The 14,902-nt window shown below is 71.5% G+C and carries 15 protein-coding genes and 1 pseudogene; 14 read left to right on the top strand and 2 right to left on the bottom strand.

Translation table 11 applies throughout. The features are described 5' to 3' along the window. The first annotated feature begins 132 nt into the window (after positions 1-132). From ald to ACTMTU_RS30040, 10 genes are all read left to right on the top strand, one after another. Complete coding sequence (gene ald / locus ACTMTU_RS30085) at positions 133-1,245, top strand: alanine dehydrogenase (RefSeq protein ID WP_441266605.1); 1,113 nt, start codon at positions 133-135, stop codon at positions 1,243-1,245. Between the two features lie 340 nt (positions 1,246-1,585). Beyond that, the gene (locus ACTMTU_RS30080; RefSeq protein WP_159693344.1) at positions 1,586-2,764 is read left to right on the top strand and encodes a ParA family protein; all 1,179 of its coding nucleotides are present in this window, start codon (positions 1,586-1,588) and stop codon (positions 2,762-2,764) included. Then, entirely contained in the window at positions 2,761-3,366 is a 606-nt protein-coding gene (locus tag ACTMTU_RS30075) for a hypothetical protein (RefSeq protein ID WP_441266604.1), read from the top strand. The genes ACTMTU_RS30080 and ACTMTU_RS30075 overlap by 4 nt, the downstream gene beginning before the upstream one ends. 209 nt (positions 3,367-3,575) lie before the next feature. Continuing rightward, the gene (locus tag ACTMTU_RS30070) at positions 3,576-4,940 is read left to right on the top strand and encodes a segregation/condensation protein A (protein ID WP_441266577.1); all 1,365 of its coding nucleotides are present in this window, start codon (positions 3,576-3,578) and stop codon (positions 4,938-4,940) included. Next, complete coding sequence (scpB, locus tag ACTMTU_RS30065) at positions 4,937-5,542, top strand: SMC-Scp complex subunit ScpB (RefSeq protein ID WP_037775071.1); 606 nt, start codon at positions 4,937-4,939, stop codon at positions 5,540-5,542. Before ACTMTU_RS30070 ends, scpB begins: the two co-directional genes overlap by 4 nt. Continuing rightward, positions 5,542-6,648: a pseudouridine synthase gene (locus ACTMTU_RS30060; RefSeq protein WP_441266576.1), complete on the top strand. Its 1,107-nt coding sequence runs from the start codon at positions 5,542-5,544 to the stop codon at positions 6,646-6,648. The genes scpB and ACTMTU_RS30060 overlap by 1 nt, the downstream gene beginning before the upstream one ends. A gap of 123 nt (positions 6,649-6,771) precedes the next feature. Next, positions 6,772-7,416, top strand: a complete 645-nt coding sequence (pnuC, locus tag ACTMTU_RS30055; RefSeq protein ID WP_441266575.1) for a nicotinamide riboside transporter PnuC — start codon at positions 6,772-6,774, stop codon at positions 7,414-7,416. Next, positions 7,413-8,483 carry an AAA family ATPase gene (locus ACTMTU_RS30050; protein ID WP_441266574.1) on the top strand — a complete coding sequence of 357 codons (1,071 nt, stop codon included), beginning with the start codon at positions 7,413-7,415 and terminating at the stop codon, positions 8,481-8,483. The genes pnuC and ACTMTU_RS30050 overlap by 4 nt, the downstream gene beginning before the upstream one ends. Then, positions 8,480-9,217, top strand: coding sequence for an NUDIX hydrolase (locus ACTMTU_RS30045; protein WP_441266573.1), 738 nt, complete (start codon positions 8,480-8,482; stop codon positions 9,215-9,217). The genes ACTMTU_RS30050 and ACTMTU_RS30045 overlap by 4 nt, the downstream gene beginning before the upstream one ends. After that, the gene (locus ACTMTU_RS30040) at positions 9,214-10,245 is read left to right on the top strand and encodes an ADP-ribosylglycohydrolase family protein (protein WP_441266572.1); all 1,032 of its coding nucleotides are present in this window, start codon (positions 9,214-9,216) and stop codon (positions 10,243-10,245) included. Before ACTMTU_RS30045 ends, ACTMTU_RS30040 begins: the two co-directional genes overlap by 4 nt. A 38-nt stretch (positions 10,246-10,283) precedes the next feature. Here the strand turns inward: ACTMTU_RS30040 and ACTMTU_RS30035 are convergent, their stop codons facing one another. Both ACTMTU_RS30035 and ACTMTU_RS30030 read right to left on the bottom strand, forming a co-directional pair. Beyond that, on the bottom strand, positions 10,284-10,964 hold the full coding sequence (locus ACTMTU_RS30035; RefSeq protein ID WP_441266571.1) for a nucleotidyltransferase domain-containing protein: 681 nt from the start codon (positions 10,962-10,964) through the stop codon (positions 10,284-10,286). A gap of 44 nt (positions 10,965-11,008) precedes the next feature. Continuing rightward, the gene (locus ACTMTU_RS30030) at positions 11,009-11,452 is read right to left on the bottom strand and encodes a Rieske (2Fe-2S) protein (protein WP_441266570.1); all 444 of its coding nucleotides are present in this window, start codon (positions 11,450-11,452) and stop codon (positions 11,009-11,011) included. A gap of 288 nt (positions 11,453-11,740) precedes the next feature. Between ACTMTU_RS30030 and aroH the strand changes: the two genes are divergently transcribed. The 4 genes and pseudogenes from aroH (at position 11,741) to ACTMTU_RS30010 (ending at position 14,843) form a co-directional block, all read left to right on the top strand. Beyond that, the gene (gene aroH, locus ACTMTU_RS30025) at positions 11,741-12,103 is read left to right on the top strand and encodes a chorismate mutase (RefSeq protein WP_005319263.1); all 363 of its coding nucleotides are present in this window, start codon (positions 11,741-11,743) and stop codon (positions 12,101-12,103) included. Then, positions 12,100-13,185, top strand: coding sequence for a prephenate dehydrogenase (locus ACTMTU_RS30020; RefSeq protein ID WP_441266569.1), 1,086 nt, complete (start codon positions 12,100-12,102; stop codon positions 13,183-13,185). Before aroH ends, ACTMTU_RS30020 begins: the two co-directional genes overlap by 4 nt. A 225-nt stretch (positions 13,186-13,410) precedes the next feature. After that, positions 13,411-14,082 (top strand): annotated as a pseudogene (gene cmk / locus ACTMTU_RS30015) ((d)CMP kinase); the annotation flags it as partial. Positions 14,083-14,255: 173 nt separating this feature from the next. After that, entirely contained in the window at positions 14,256-14,843 is a 588-nt protein-coding gene (locus tag ACTMTU_RS30010) for a lysophospholipid acyltransferase family protein (RefSeq protein ID WP_229835337.1), read from the top strand. The last annotated feature ends 59 nt before the right edge of the window (positions 14,844-14,902 follow it).

The raw sequence follows: 14,902 nt of genomic DNA, 5'->3' as shown, positions 1-14,902 counted from the left end.
CTAGACAGCGGGAAATCCTTCATTAGACTGGCAACGCCACAGCTTCTCGTGGTGTGTCCCGGTATGCCTGCGTGCATCTGGGTACGCGCGTCATCGACCGATAAATCCCCTGAGTCAAGGACCGTGATCGACGTGAAGGTCGGCATCCCCCGCGAGGTCAAGAACAACGAGTTCCGGGTGGCCATCACCCCCGCCGGCGTGCACGAGCTCGTGCGCAACGGGCACCAGGTCCTCGTCGAGCAGAACGCCGGTGTCGGCTCGTCGATCACGGACGACGAGTACGTCGCGGCCGGAGCCCGGATCCTGCCCACCGCCGACGAGGTCTGGGCCACCGCCGACCTGCTGCTCAAGGTCAAGGAGCCCATCGCGGAGGAGTACCACCGTCTCCGCAAGGACCAGACCCTCTTCACCTACCTGCACCTCGCCGCCTCCCGCGAGTGCACCGACGCCCTGCTGGAGTCCGGCACCACGGCGATCGCCTACGAGACGGTCGAGGTGAACCGCACCCTGCCGCTGCTCGCCCCGATGTCCGAGGTCGCGGGCCGCCTCGCCCCCCAGGTCGGCGCGTACCACCTCATGCGTTCGGCCGGCGGCCGTGGTGTGCTCCCCGGTGGCGTCCCCGGCACCCAGGCCGGCAAGGCCGTCGTCATCGGCGGCGGCGTCTCCGGCTGGAACGCCACGCAGATCGCGGTCGGCATGGGCTTCCACGTGACCCTGCTCGACCGGGACATCAACAAGCTGCGCGAGGCGGACAAGATCTTCGGCACCAAGGTGCAGACGATCGTCTCCAACGCCTTCGAACTGGAGAAGGCAGTCGTCGAGGCCGACCTCGTCATCGGTGCCGTGCTCATCCCCGGAGCCAAGGCGCCGAAGCTGGTCACCAACGAGCTCGTCGCCAAGATGAAGCCCGGAAGTGTACTTGTCGACATTGCAATCGATCAGGGTGGCTGCTTCGAGGACTCCCGTCCGACCACCCACGCCGAGCCGACGTTCAACGTCCACGACTCGGTCTTCTACTGCGTCGCCAACATGCCGGGCGCGGTGCCGAACACCTCCACCTACGCGCTGACCAACGCCACGCTGCCCTACATCGTGTCGCTGGCGAACAACGGCTGGGTCGAGGCGCTGCGCCGTGACCCGGCGCTCGCCAAGGGTCTCAACACCCATGACGGCAAGGTGGTTTACCGTGAGGTCGCCGAGGCGCACGGCCTCGAGAGCGTCGAGCTCAGCGCGCTGCTCGGCTGATCGGTCAACCAGCGGCGTCAACCTCACGAGTCCGGCCGGACCTTGCTCAGCAAGGTCCGGCCGGACTCGTCTCCGCCCGCTTTGCGGGGCTCGTTCAACTCGCCTCGAACGTAACCCTTTAACCGTTTCGCGAACCCCCGAAACGTGCGGGCGGAGGCACGCGGAACGGCCTGTGCGCCCTTGACAGAGGGGTGTTCGATTGCCGACACATCGGGCCGGGTCCGGCGGATTGTGTTGCTGCGGACCGGTGACACGCCATAGAGTCGCAAACCGTCGGCATGGTGCCACGCTGACCTATCGATAAGTTTCCTGGTCACGGTCCAAGGAGGTAAGACGACTTGTGAATGAGTCGACATTTACTCCCGGGGGTGGTCGGCCAGGAACGGTTCCGGCGGGCCAGGGCCCGTCGTCCGGTCTCGAGGATGTCGGCTCCGTCGCTGTCCGCACCTTCGCGACGCACCAGCACACGACGCACATGACGACAGCCCACACGATGAAGATGATGGACGGCCAACACGTGAACGCCATGGCCGGCAACGAGAGTGGCCGAGAGTCCACCCACTTCGCCGCCTACGAGGAAGTCCCCGAGGGGCACTTCTACGACCCCGATGCCGAGTACGAGCCCGATCCCGAGTACGCGGCCACCCTCGCGCCCGACGCTGCCCGTCAGCGCCGCGAGCGGATCGGCCCCACCGGGCGTCCGCTGCCGTACTTCCCGATCCCGGGCCCGCTGACCGACCACGGCCCCGCCAAGATCATCGCGATGTGCAACCAGAAGGGCGGCGTCGGCAAGACGACGTCGACCATCAACCTGGGCGCCGCGCTCGCCGAATACGGACGGCGGGTGCTGCTCGTCGACTTCGACCCGCAGGGCGCGCTGTCGGTGGGCCTCGGCGTCAACCCGATGGAGCTCGACCTCACCGTCTACAACCTGCTCATGGAGCGGGGCATGTCGGCCGACGAGGTCCTCCTGAAGACCGCCGTGCCCAACATGGACCTGCTGCCGAGCAACATCGACCTCTCGGCCGCGGAAGTGCAGTTGGTGAGCGAGGTCGCGCGCGAGTCGACGCTCCAGCGCGCGCTGAAGCCGCTGATGTCCGACTACGACTACATCGTGATCGACTGTCAGCCGTCGCTCGGCCTGCTCACCGTCAACGCGCTCACCGCGGCGCACAAGGTGATAGTGCCGCTCGAGTGCGAGTTCTTCGCGCTCCGTGGTGTCGCGCTGCTGACCGAGACGATCGAGAAGGTTCAGGAGCGGCTCAACCCCGACCTCGAACTCGACGGCATCCTCGCCACGATGTACGACTCGCGGACCGTGCACAGCCGCGAGGTGCTGGCGCGGGTCGTCGAGGCGTTCGACGACCACGTCTACCACACGGTCATCGGGCGGACCGTCCGCTTCCCGGAGACCACGGTCGCCGGTGAGCCGATCACGACCTACGCGTCGAACTCCGTCGGCGCCGCCGCATACCGCCAGCTCGCCAGGGAGGTGCTCGCCCGGTGTCACGCCGAGTGAGTCTGCCCGGGGCCGACGAGCTGTTCCGTACGACCGGGGGCATGGCGCTGCAGTCGTCGTCCCCGCGCAAGCAGGGGAACCCGAGCACCCCGAACAACGCTCAGAACACGTCGAACGCCAACGGTGAACCGCGGGTGCCGGCGCAGGGCGAACCGGACGAGGCGGGGGCCGAGCCGGCCTCCTCGTCCACGTCCGCCTCGTCGTCCGAGGAGCACTCCGCGGCCGACGCGGACCCCGCCGAGGAGGGCCGCAGCCGGGCCACGGACGCCGCGGCCGCCGCCGGACGGGCGATGACGCCCAAGGCGCGCCGCCCCCAGGAGGGCGGGGCCGCGGGCCCCGCCGCCGGCGCCGCGCCGCGCAGGCGGGGACGCGGCGCGAACCGCCGGCCCAGCGGGCGCGAACGCCACGACGAGAAGATCACGGTCTACGTCTCCGCCGAGGAACTCATGGACCTCGAGCACGCGCGGCTGGTGCTGCGCGGCGAGCACGGCCTGGCCGTGGACCGCGGCCGGATCGTCCGCGAGGCGGTGGCGGTGGTCCTTGCGGACCTCGAGCAGCGGGGCGACGCGAGCATCCTCGTGAGACGCCTGAGGGGTCGCTGAGCGGGTAGCCTGCGGGCGCGCCTGTTCCTCCCGCTCCCTGGACCGCCATGCCCCCGAACGACGACCCGCCCGGCCCGTCCCGCCGCCGTGCCTTGGGGCGGGGGCCGGGCGCGTCGCGCCAGGGAGCGGTTCCCCCCACCCCGCCCCTCCCCCGAACCGCGGGCGAGCCCCCGGCCCCCGAGCCCCGTGCGCCGCTCGACGACGACACGATGGCGGAGTGGACGGCTGATTCCGGGGCCCCTTCCCTTCCCGACGCCGAGGGCGAGTCTCCGGAGCGGGAGGCCCGTGCGCCGCACGACGGTGGCGATCGGCCCGAGGGGGCCCCGGTCGCGTCGGCGGAGGCGGTCGATTCCCCGAGCCCCTCGTTTTCCGAGACCGGGGGCGAGCCCCCGGAGCCCGGGCGTCGTGCGCTGCGCGACGACGAGGAGGCCGGCAAGAGCCCGGCCGGCCCCGACGGCGACGGCCCCGCAGGCGTGGAGCGGCCGGAGGCGGCCCTTGGCGCGCCGGCCGGGGGAGTCGATTCCCCGCCCCCACTCCTTCCCGAGACCGGGGCCGACCCTCGGGAGCCGGAGGCCGTCGATTTCCCGACCCCGTCCCTTCCCGATGCCGAGGGCGAGCCTCCGGAGCCGGAGGCCAGTGCGCCGCACGGCGGCGACGCCGGCGGCGATCGGTCCGGCGGACCGGAGGCGGCACGCGGTGCGCCGACGGCCGCCGGGGGTGCGGGACGCGCTGGAGCCGGTTCCGAGGAGCAGCACGGGGCGAGCGATGCCGTCGGTGGTGGGGACGGGCGGTTCACCGTGCGGCTCGTCAACTTCGAGGGGCCGTTCGACCTGCTGCTGCAGCTCATCTCCAAGCACAAGCTCGACGTGACCGAGGTCGCACTCTCCAAGGTCACCGACGAGTTCATGGCGTACATCCGGGCCATGGGGCCCGACTGGGACCTCGACCAGACCACCGAATTCCTCGTCGTCGCCGCGACGCTGCTCGACCTCAAGGCCGCCCGGCTGCTGCCCGCAGCCGAGGTCGAGGACGAGGCGGACCTCGCGCTGCTGGAGGCCCGTGACCTGCTCTTCGCCCGGCTGCTCCAGTACCGCGCGTACAAGCAGATCGCCGACATCTTCGACCGGCGCCTCGACGAGGAGGCGCGGCGGTACCCCCGTACCGTCGGGCTCGAGGCCCACCTCGCGGAGCTGCTGCCCGAGGTCGTCATCAGCATCGGCGCGGAGGGCTTCGCCAAGCTCGCGGTGAAGGCCATGCAGCCGAAGGCGAAGCCGCAGGTGTACGTGGACCACATCCACGCGCCGCTGGTCAGCGTCAGGGAGCAGGCCGAGGTCGTGGTCGCCCTGCTCAGGGAGCGGGGCAGGGCGTCGTTCCGTGAGCTCTCGGAGGACGCTCCCGACACCCTCACCGTCGTCGCCCGGTTCCTCGCCCTGCTGGAGCTCTACCGCGAGAAGGCGGTCGCCCTCGACCAGGAGGAGGCGCTGGGAGAGCTGATGGTGGTGTGGGCCGGGGGCGGGGCCGAAGCGGTGGCCGTCACGGACGAGTTCGATCAAGTCGTGGAGGAGAAGCAGTGAGCGAGCTCAAGCCCGCGCTCGAGGCCGTCCTCATGGTCGTCGACGAGCCGGCGACGGAGGAGCACCTGGCCAAGGTGCTGGAGCAGCCCAGGAGGGCCGTGGCGGACGCGCTGCGGGAGCTCGCGGACGAGTACACGATCCAGGGCCGCGGCTTCGAGCTGCGGCTCGTCGCCGGTGGCTGGCGCTTCTACAGCCGCCCGGAGCACGCCGCGGCGGTCGAGCGTTTCGTGCTCGACGGGCAGCACGCCCGGCTGACCCAGGCCGCTCTGGAGACCCTCGCGGTCGTCGCGTACCGGCAGCCTGTGAGCCGTTCCAGGGTCTCCGCGGTGCGCGGAGTGAACTGCGACGGCGTCATGCGCACCCTCCTTCAACGGGGTCTGGTCGAGGAGGCGGGCACGGAACCTGAAACAGGTGCGATCCTGTACAGGACGACGAACTACTTTCTGGAGCGGATGGGCCTGCGCGGCCTGGACGAGCTTCCGGAGCTCGCGCCCTTCCTACCGGAGGCGGACGCGATCGAGGCCGAGACGCAGGAAGGCGTTCCGTCGTTCGATCCGGATGCACCGGATCGTGAGGACGCAGACGACAAGACGGAAATTTGATGCGAAGCAGCAGCGGCAGGAACAGCAGCGGAAACAACGGCGGGAGCCGTGGTGGCAACAGCGGCGGCCGCGGCAGCAGCGGCGGCGGGCGCGGTAACTACCGCGGTGCCGGCAACGACCGCGACGACAAGCAGAAGCGCGCCGGGAAGCCCCGTCCCGAGGAGCGTCGCTACGACGTGGGCGGCACCCCCGAGGCGCCCAGGAAGGGGCGCGGCGGCGCGGCCCGCGGCGGCGCGAAGGGGGGCCCGAGGCAGTCGCCGCAGCGCGGTGGCGGCCGTACCGCACCCGCGCGTTCGCGTGAGTACGACGCCCGCTCCGAGGAGCGCAACCGCGAGCGTTACGCGAACAAGCCGGAGATCAAGACCCCCAAGACCTTCGGCGACCAGGAGGGGGAGCGTCTGCAGAAGGTGCTCGCCCGGGCCGGCATGGGCTCGCGCCGGGCGTGCGAGGAGCTGATCGACGCCGGCCGTGTCGAGGTCAACGGCAAGATCGTGATCGAGCAGGGTGTCCGCGTCGACCCGGAGCAGGACGAGATCAAGGTCGACGGCCTGACCGTCGCGACCCAGTCGCACCTCTTCTTCGCGCTGAACAAGCCCGCCGGTGTCGTGTCCACGATGGAGGACCCCGACGGGCGGCAGTGCCTCGGCGACTACGTCACCAACCGTGAGACCCGGCTGTTCCACGTCGGCCGGCTCGACACGGAGACCGAGGGCATCATCCTGCTCACCAACCACGGTGAGCTGGCCCACCGGCTGACCCACCCCAAGTACGGCGTGAAGAAGACCTACCTCGCCGCCATCCAGGGGCCGCTGCCGAGGGAGCTGGGCAAGCGCCTCAAGGAGGGCATCCAGCTCGAGGACGGCTACGCCCGCGCCGACCACTTCCGGGTCGTGGAGAACACCGGCAAGAACTACCTCGTCGAGGTCACCCTCCACGAGGGCCGCAAGCACATCGTGCGGCGCATGCTCTCCGAGGCGGGCTTCCCGGTCGACAAGCTCGTGCGGACCGCGTTCGGGCCGATCTCACTGGGCGACCAGAAGTCCGGCTGGCTGCGCCGGCTTACCAACACCGAGGTCGGCATGCTGATGAAGGAAGTCGGTCTGTAACGGCACAAACGTACGAAAAAGGGCCCGTGACCTGCCAGGTCACGGGCCCTTCGCCGTCGTAAAAGCCTTGTGGCGGTCGTCGCGGCTGCTTTATAGTCAACATGACTATTAAGGAGGGCGGGCGTGAGTCTCGCAGACATCCTCGGGCCCTTGCAGCAGCCGCTGTTCACCGTGCTCGGGACCCCGGTGAGCTGGACCGAGTTCCTCGGTTTCGGCAGTGGCGCCCTCTGTGTGTGGCTCGTCGCCCGCCAGCACATCGCGAACTGGCCGATCGGCATCGCCAACAACGTCTTCTTCATCCTTCTCTTCACCCAGGCGGGCCTGTACGCCGACGCCGGCCTGCAGGTCGTCTTCATCACCCTCGCCGCCTACGGCTGGTGGACCTGGACCCACGGGGGTGGACCAGGTTCTTCCGTCCTCCCGGTGCGGCGCACCACCCGCACCGAGTGGACCTGGCTGCTCGCGGCGGGGGTGATGGGGACACTCGCCCTCACCCTCCTCCTCGACCGTGCCACCGACTCCACCGTCCCCTTCTGGGACGCGCTGACCACGGCCCTGTCGCTGATGGCGACGTACGGGCAGTGCCGGAAGCGCCTGGAGTCGTGGTGGCTGTGGATCGCCGCCGACGTGGTGTACGTGCCGCTGTACGCGTACAAGGAGCTCTATCTGACGTCGCTGCTCTACATCGGCTTCATGGCGCTGTGCGTCGCCGGGCTGCGGGGCTGGTCGCGCGACCTGTCCGTACGGCGTGAGGCGGTGGCCGTATGAGGCGCTACGGACACGGCCTGGTCCTCGGCAAGTTCTACCCGCCGCACGCCGGCCACCACCACCTCGTACGGACGGCGGCCGACCGCTGCGAACGGCTCACCGTCCTCGTGTGCGCCTCGTCCGTCGAGACGATCCCGCTGGCCGACCGCGTGGCGTGGATGCGCGAAGTGCACCCCGGGGTACGGGTCGTGGGCACCATGGACGAAGTCCCGGTGGACGTGCACGACCCCGATGTGTGGGACGCCCACATGGCCGTCTTCCGCGCCGCCGTCCCCGGCCGGGTGGACGCCGTCTTCACCTCGGAGGCGTACGGCGCGGAGCTCGGCCGCCGCTTCGGCGCCGACGCCGTCTGCGTCGACCCCGACCGGAGTGTCTTCCCGGTCTCCGGCACCGCCGTGCGCAAGGACCCCCTCGGCTGCTGGGACTTCCTCGAGCCGCCGGTGCGCGCCGCGCTCGCCCGGCGGGTCGTCGTCCTCGGCGCCGAGTCCACCGGCACGACCACGATGGCCCGGGCGCTCGCCGAGCACTACCGGCGGCGCGGCGGAGTGTGGGCGCCGACCCGCTGTGTGCCCGAGTACGGACGGGAGTTCAGCGAGCACAAGCTGGCTGCCCTGCGCGCACGGCGCCCCGGCGCCGGCTGGGACGAGGTCACGTTCTCCTCCGACGAGTTCCCGCTGATCGCACGGCGACAGGCGGTGCTCGAGGAGCACGCCGCGCGGGCCGGCTCGCCCGTCGTCGTCTGCGACACCGACGCCTTCGCCACGACGATCTGGCACGAGCGCTACATGGGCGGCCCCTACCCGGCGCCCCCCGCGCCGCGCCGCCAGCACCTGTGGCTGCTGACCGACCACACGGGCGTCGACTTCGAGGACGACGGCCTGCGCGACGGAGAGCACCTGCGGCCCTGGATGACCGGCCGCTTCCGCGAGGAACTCGCCCGCACCGGCCGCCGCACCGTCGAGCTCACCGGACCGCACGAGCGGCGGCTCGCCATCGCGGTCGCCGCCGTGGACGCACTGATCGCCGAGGGCTGGGACCTCGCGGAACCCCTCCCGGAGAAACGATGAGCGACACCCGCCCGGCGGGCTACGACCCGTACGCCTTCGAACCGTTCGCCGTCACCGTCGACCTCGCCGTCTTCACGGTCAGGGAGAGCCGGCTGCACGTCCTCCTGGTCGAGCGCGGACAGGAGCCCTACCGGGGCGCCTGGGCGTTGCCGGGCGGATTCCTGCTCCCCAGGGAGTCCGCGGAGACCGCCGCACGCCGCGAACTGGCCGAGGAGACCGGCCTGACGGAGCAGACCGCCGCCGACCTCCACCTCGAGCAGCTGCGCACCTACAGCGACCCGGACCGCGACCCGAGGATGCGCGTGGTGTCCGTCGCCTACACCGCGCTCGTACCGGACCTGCCGGAGCCGCGTGGCGGCGGCGACGCGGCGCACGCCCGCTGGACACCGCTCTCCTCGGCCACGCCGCTCGCCTTCGACCACGACACGATCCTCGCCGACGCGCACAGCCGGATCGGCGCCAAGCTCGAGTACACCTGTCTCGCCACCGCCTTCTGCCCGCGCGAGTTCACACTCGGCGAACTCCAGCAGGTGTACGAGACCGTCTGGGGCGTCGAGCTGGACCGCCCCAACTTCCGGCGCAAGGTGCTGGCGACCCCCGGCTTCGTCGAGGCCGTCGAGGGCGAACCGCGCCGCACCGGCGGCCGCGGAAAACCGGCCGCGCTCTACCGGGCGGGAGCCGCGTCCGCCCTGCACCCACCACTCCTGCGACCCGAGGGACGGCAGCAGACATGACCACGACGAGGAGCACCAGGACCATCACCAAGCAGGCCGCCACCGGGGCGCTGACCGGGCTCGCGCTCGGCGACGCCCTCGGCTTCCCGACCGAGTTCAACGACGTGCCCGCCATCCTCGCCAAGTGCGGGCCCTGGCGGCAGATGGAACTCCCCACGCCCGCGATCGTCACCGACGACACCCAGATGACCCTCGCCCTCGCACGCGGGATCCGCACGGCCATGTCGCGCGGCCTGCTCGTGGCGTCCCGGCTCGTCAGGCCGGTGCGCGAGGAGTTCGTCGACTGGTACCACTCGCCGGAGAACAACCGGGCCCCCGGCCGCACCTGCCTGGTCGCCTGCCAGAAGCTGGACAGCGACCTGCCGTGGCAGGCGGCCAGCCAGATCGGCTCCAAGGGCTGCGGGGCGAACATGCGCGTCGCACCCGTGGGCCTCGTACCGGGCCTGAGCGAGGAACAGCGCTCCGGCGCGGCGCAGTTGCAGGCGGCGCTCACCCACGGCCACCCGACCGCCCTCGCCGCGAGCGACCTCACGGCCCGCGCGGTGTTCCTGCTGGCGCAGGGGGCGGAGCCGACCGGTCTGGTGGGCCAGCTGCGCTCGTACGCGTACGAGAACCGCAGCCGGTACCTGCACCGCTGGCTCGGCGACCTGTGGACCTACTCGCACGACGCGACGCCCGAGGCCTTCATCGCGCGCGGCTGGGACGAGTGCCTGCAGATCCTCGAACGGCTCGCCACCGCGGTGCGCTCACCGGAGCCGGAGCTCGACCCCTGCCTGGCCACCGGCGACGGCTGGATCGCGGAGGAGGCGCTGGCCACCGGCCTGTTGTGCTTCCTGATGTTCCCCGAGGAGCCGCTCACGGTCCTCCGCCGGGCCGCCTGCACCAAGGGCGACTCCGACTCGATCGCCTGCCTCGCGGGCGCGTTCGCGGGCGCCCACCTCGGCGCCGGCGCGTGGCCGCGCGAGTGGGCGGACCGGATCGAGTACCGCGGGGAGCTCGTCACGCTGGGTGCGCTCTGGGATGCCTGAGCCGGGACCGTCCACGGTCGTGCCCGGCCGGTCATCTCTCAGCCCGCCGACGCCCTCCGGACCCGCACCAGGAAGTCCTCCACCCGGGCCCGGTCCGGGACGGGCGGGAGCGGGGAGGTGGTTTCGGCCGTGTCCGCCTCGGCGGCGAGGCGGGTCATCCAGGACTCGACCCGGTCCCACGGCACCTCGCCCCGTTTGACCTCGAGCAGCCGTTCGCGGTCCGCACCCACGTCGATCACCAGCTCGCCCGTGCGCAGCAGATCGCGGCAACTGCCCAGCAGACGCAGCAGGTGCATGGCGTGCTTCCAGCGCGGTGCGCCGTGCTGCCGCACGTCCGCCTCGAGTTTCCTGCGCTGGCCCGTCGCGTAGCGGACGAACGTCTCGTGGGCGCGGCGCGACAGGAACGCCCCGCGCAGGGACAGCAGTTCGCGACCGGTCTCGTTGACGTGCTCGACGATCGGGGAGTGCAGGCATTCCAGCACGTTCGGGTTGGCGCGCAGCGCCAGTTCGAGGAAGCGCTCCAGCTCCCAGGAGAACTGCTCCTCTGCCGGTCCCTCGACATGCGTCGGCGGCTTCTCGAAGCCCCAGTACAGCGGCGTGGGCGCGAGGAACACACCGCGCCTGTCGGTGTCGCTGTCGTCGGTGGCCAGCCCGAAGGCGCGCGACCCCATGACACAGGAGTAGACCGTGTGGTCGCGGACAAGTGTCAGCGGCGTCATGCCCGAGAGGCTACGGGAAGCGCCAGGTCGCGCCCTGACAGGGCCTAGCCCCGCCGGATCGAGTCCCCCGAGACGGTGATCCGCTCCTGCGGCAGGGGCTTCGTCGCCGGGCCCGCCTCCACGGAAGCGTCCGCGAGCCCGAACTTGCTGCCGTGGCACAGGCAGTTGATGGTTCCGTCGGAGACGTTCGCGACCGTGCAGCCCTGATGGGTGCAGACCGCGGAGAACGCCTTGAAGTCGCCGGACTCCGGCTGCGTCACCACGATCTTCTTGTCGGCGAAGACCTTGCCGCCGCCGACCGGGATGTCCGCCGTCCTGGCGAGCTCCTCGCCACCTGGCGCGGGGGAGTCCTGCCCGGGTTCCGTGGGTGTGGCGTCCGGCGGCCGGGTGGCCGGATCCTCCTCACCGTCTCCGTTCCCGCACCCCGCCACCAGTGCGGCCGCGCCCGCCGCACCCACCGCGAGAACCGTCCGTCGGCTCGTGTCCATGACACTCTCCTCTGTTCGTCGCCCCCGACCGCCCGGGGCACGAGCATCCTGGCCCCCGAACGGGCGGAGAAGAAGCAACCGGGCAGTCGTGTCCGCCCGCCGGCCCAGGCCCAGTGTGCGCCTCCACGCACGGTCGGTCCCAGGGAGCGGCCGGACCGGACGGCCCGCGACTCGCAGAGTCGACGTGTCTCGCAGAGCGGTCGCCGCGGCCGCCGCGCCGCGCGCTGACTACGCTGAAACGGAGCACCCGGCCGGCAGGACCGGCAGGTAGGAACGAAGGAGCACGACGTGGCGGTACGAGCGGTCCGCGGAGCCGTCCAACTGGAACGGGACGACGCCGGACACATGGGCGAGCAGGTCGGCGAGCTGCTCACCGCCATCCTCGAGCGCAACGGCCTGGCCGTCGACGATCTGATCAGCGTCTGGTTCACCGCCACCCCCGATCTGCACAGCGACTTCCCCGCGGCCGCGGCGCGCGGGCTCGGCATCGTCGACGTGCCGCTGATCTGCGCGCAGGAACTCGACATCGCCGGGGCCATGCCGCGCGTCGTCCGCATCCTCGCGCACGTCGAGTCCGACCTGCCCCGGTCGAAGATCGCCCATGTCTACCTCGGCGCAGCCGCCGCCCTCCGCAAGGACATCGCCCAGTGAGAACCGCGCTCGTCATCGGAACCGGACTGATCGGCACGTCCGCCGCGCTGGCCCTCGCGGGACGCGGCGTCGCCGTGCACCTCGTCGACCACGACGCCGAGCGTGCCCGCACCGCCGCCGCGCTCGGAGCCGGCACGGACGAGCGGCCGGAGGGCCGCGTCGACCTCGCCGTCGTCGCCGTGCCCCCGGCGCATGTCGCCACCACGCTGGCCGAGGCCATGCGCGCCGGCGTGGCCCGCGGCTACCTCGACGTGGCCAGCGTCAAGGGAGGCCCCCGCCGGGAGCTCGAGGCGATGGGCGTGGACCTGTCCGCCTACATCGGCACTCATCCGATGTCCGGCAAGGAACGCTCCGGCCCGCTGGCCGCCACCGCCGACCTCTTCGAGGGCCGCCCCTGGGTGCTGACCCCCACCCGGGAGACGGACACCGAGGTCCTGAACCTGGCCCTCGAGCTGGTCGCCCTCTGCCGTGCCGTGCCCGTCGTGATGGACGCGGACGCCCACGACAAGGCGGTCGCCCTCGTCTCCCACACCCCGCAGCTGATCTCCTCCATGGTCGCGGCGCGCCTCGAGGACGCCGACGACACCGCCGTACGGCTGTGCGGGCAGGGCATCCGCGACGTGACCCGGATCGCGGCCTCCGACCCCCGGATGTGGGTGGAGATCCTCTCGGCGAACCCCGGGCCGGTGGCCGACGTGCTGGCCGGCGTCGCGGCCGACCTCGACGAGACGGTCCGAGCGCTGCGGTCCCTCCAGTCCTCCGACGAGTCCAAGCGCCAGGACGGCGCGGAGGGCATCGAGGACGTCCTGCGGCGCGGCAACGCCGGACGGGTACGGGTGCCGGGCAAGCACGGCACGGCACCGGCGGCCTACGAGGTCGTCGCCGTACTGATCAGCGACCAGCCGGGCGAGCTGGCCCGCATCTTCGCCGACACCGGCCGCGCCGGCGTGAACATCGAGGACGTCCGCATCGAGCACGCGACCGGGCAGCAGGCCGGACTCGTCCAGCTGATGGTCGAGCCCACGGCGGCGCCGGTGCTCACCGCCGCGCTGCGGGAACGGGGCTGGTCGATCCGTCAGTAGACGGCCGGCGGCTCGGAGCGCTTCCCGGCCGGGAGGCGGAACGGAGCAGTGGCAGGACCCGGCTCGGCCGCTTCCGGGCGGCCGGCCGAGGGAGCGTCCGAGGGCCGTGTCAAGGGGCCGCTCCGGGGCCCCGGCGTACGGGTGCAGAAGTGGTCGTCCGCACTCGGTAACCTTGTGCTGGGCCCCTCGGCACTCCCGCCGTGCCCACTCCCACGAACCAGGAAGGTGTCCGACACCGTGGAATCCGTGATCGTCGCCATCGATGGCCCCTCCGGCACGGGCAAGTCGAGCACCTCCAAGGCCGTCGCCTCCGCGCTGGGGCTGAGCTACCTCGACACCGGCGCGCAGTACCGCGCGATCACCTGGTGGATGATCAGCAACGGCATCGACATGTCCGACCCTGCCGCGATCGCGACCGCCTCCGGCAAGCCGGTGATCGAGTCCGGCACCGACCCGTCGGCACCGACGATCACCGTCGACGGCCTCGACGCCTCCGGCCCGATCCGCGAGCAGGACGTCACCGCCAAGGTCAGCGCGGTCAGCGCGGTGCCCGAGGTGCGCACCCGGATCACCGAGCTGCAGCGTTCCATCGCCAAGGCCGCCGAGAAGGGCATCGTCGTCGAGGGCCGTGACATCGGCACCACCGTCCTGCCCGACGCCGATTTGAAGATCTTCCTGACCGCGTCCCCGGAGGCCAGGGCGGCCCGCCGCAGCGGCGAGCTCAAGGGCGCCGACGTCGCGGCCACCCGCGAAGCCCTGATCAAGCGGGACGCGGCCGACTCCAGCCGTAAGACCTCTCCGCTCGCCAAGGCGGACGACGCGGTCGAGGTCGACACCACGGACCTCACGCTCCAGCAGGTCATCGAATGCGTCGTCACTCTCGTCGAGGAGCGGCGGAACCGAGACGCAGCGCAGGTCGAGGGGCACTCGGCCGAAGCGGAGTCGAGGCGGAGCGCGACCGGCAACGACGAGAAGCGGGGCGCGGCCGACAGCACGCGGAAGCAGGCCGCCCGGTGACCGTTCCCTCACAGAAGGGCGCGGCCGTCGGGCGGGGCATCGGCATCGGGCTGATGTACGGATTGTGGAAGCCGCGCGTCCTCGGCGCGTGGCGGGTGCCGGCAGCGGGGCCGGTCATCCTCGCGGTGAACCACGCGCACAACATCGACGGGCCGATGCTGATGGGCACCGCGCCCAGGCCCGTGCACTTCCTGATCAAGAAGGAGGCGTTCGTCGGCCCCCTGGACCCGTTCCTCATCGGGATCGGACAGGTCAAGGTGGACCGTACGACCGCCGACCGCACCGCCATAACGGCCGCGCTCGGCGTGCTGGACAACGGCGGCGTCCTCGGGATCTTCCCCGAGGGCACCCGCGGTGAGGGAGACTTCGCCTCCCTGCGTGCCGGGCTGGCGTACTTCGCGGTGCGCAGCGGCGCCCCGATCGTCCCGGTCGCGGTGCTGGGAAGCACCGAGCGCCGCGGACGGTTGATAAAGGGGCTGCCTCCGCTGCGCAGCAAGGTGGACGTCGTCTTCGGTGACGCGTTCGAGGCCGGGGACGGCAGCGGACGCCGCACGCGCAAGGCGCTCGACGAGGCGACGGTGCGCATCCAGGAGCACCTGACCGCCCACCTGGCGGACGCGAAGCGCCTCACCGGGCGCTAGGACAGACTTGAGTAATGGGCCGCGCGACTGACACGGTCCAGTGACGAACGAGGAACGGA

This window comes from Streptomyces sp. OZ13, from assembly GCF_052068155.1.
Taxonomy (GTDB): Bacteria; Actinomycetota; Actinomycetes; order Streptomycetales; family Streptomycetaceae; genus Streptomyces.
The sequence above is the reverse complement of the archived record's forward strand: the minus strand, read 5'-3'. Positions and strand labels throughout refer to the sequence as shown.

Excerpts from the sequence above, each read along its gene's own strand:
- ACTMTU_RS30070 (WP_441266577.1), top strand. The coding sequence starts at position 3,576 with ATGGCGGAGTGGACGGCTGATTCCGGGGCCCCTTCCCTTCCCGACGCC.
- ACTMTU_RS30060 (WP_441266576.1), top strand. The coding sequence starts at position 5,542 with ATGCGAAGCAGCAGCGGCAGGAACAGCAGCGGAAACAACGGCGGGAGC.
- ACTMTU_RS30050 (WP_441266574.1), top strand. The coding sequence starts at position 7,413 with ATGAGGCGCTACGGACACGGCCTGGTCCTCGGCAAGTTCTACCCGCCG.
- ACTMTU_RS30045 (WP_441266573.1), top strand. The coding sequence starts at position 8,480 with ATGAGCGACACCCGCCCGGCGGGCTACGACCCGTACGCCTTCGAACCG.
- ACTMTU_RS30040 (WP_441266572.1), top strand. The coding sequence starts at position 9,214 with ATGACCACGACGAGGAGCACCAGGACCATCACCAAGCAGGCCGCCACC.
- ACTMTU_RS30035 (WP_441266571.1), bottom strand. The coding sequence starts at position 10,964 with ATGACGCCGCTGACACTTGTCCGCGACCACACGGTCTACTCCTGTGTC.
- ACTMTU_RS30030 (WP_441266570.1), bottom strand. The coding sequence starts at position 11,452 with ATGGACACGAGCCGACGGACGGTTCTCGCGGTGGGTGCGGCGGGCGCG.
- ACTMTU_RS30010 (WP_229835337.1), top strand. The coding sequence starts at position 14,256 with ATGTACGGATTGTGGAAGCCGCGCGTCCTCGGCGCGTGGCGGGTGCCG.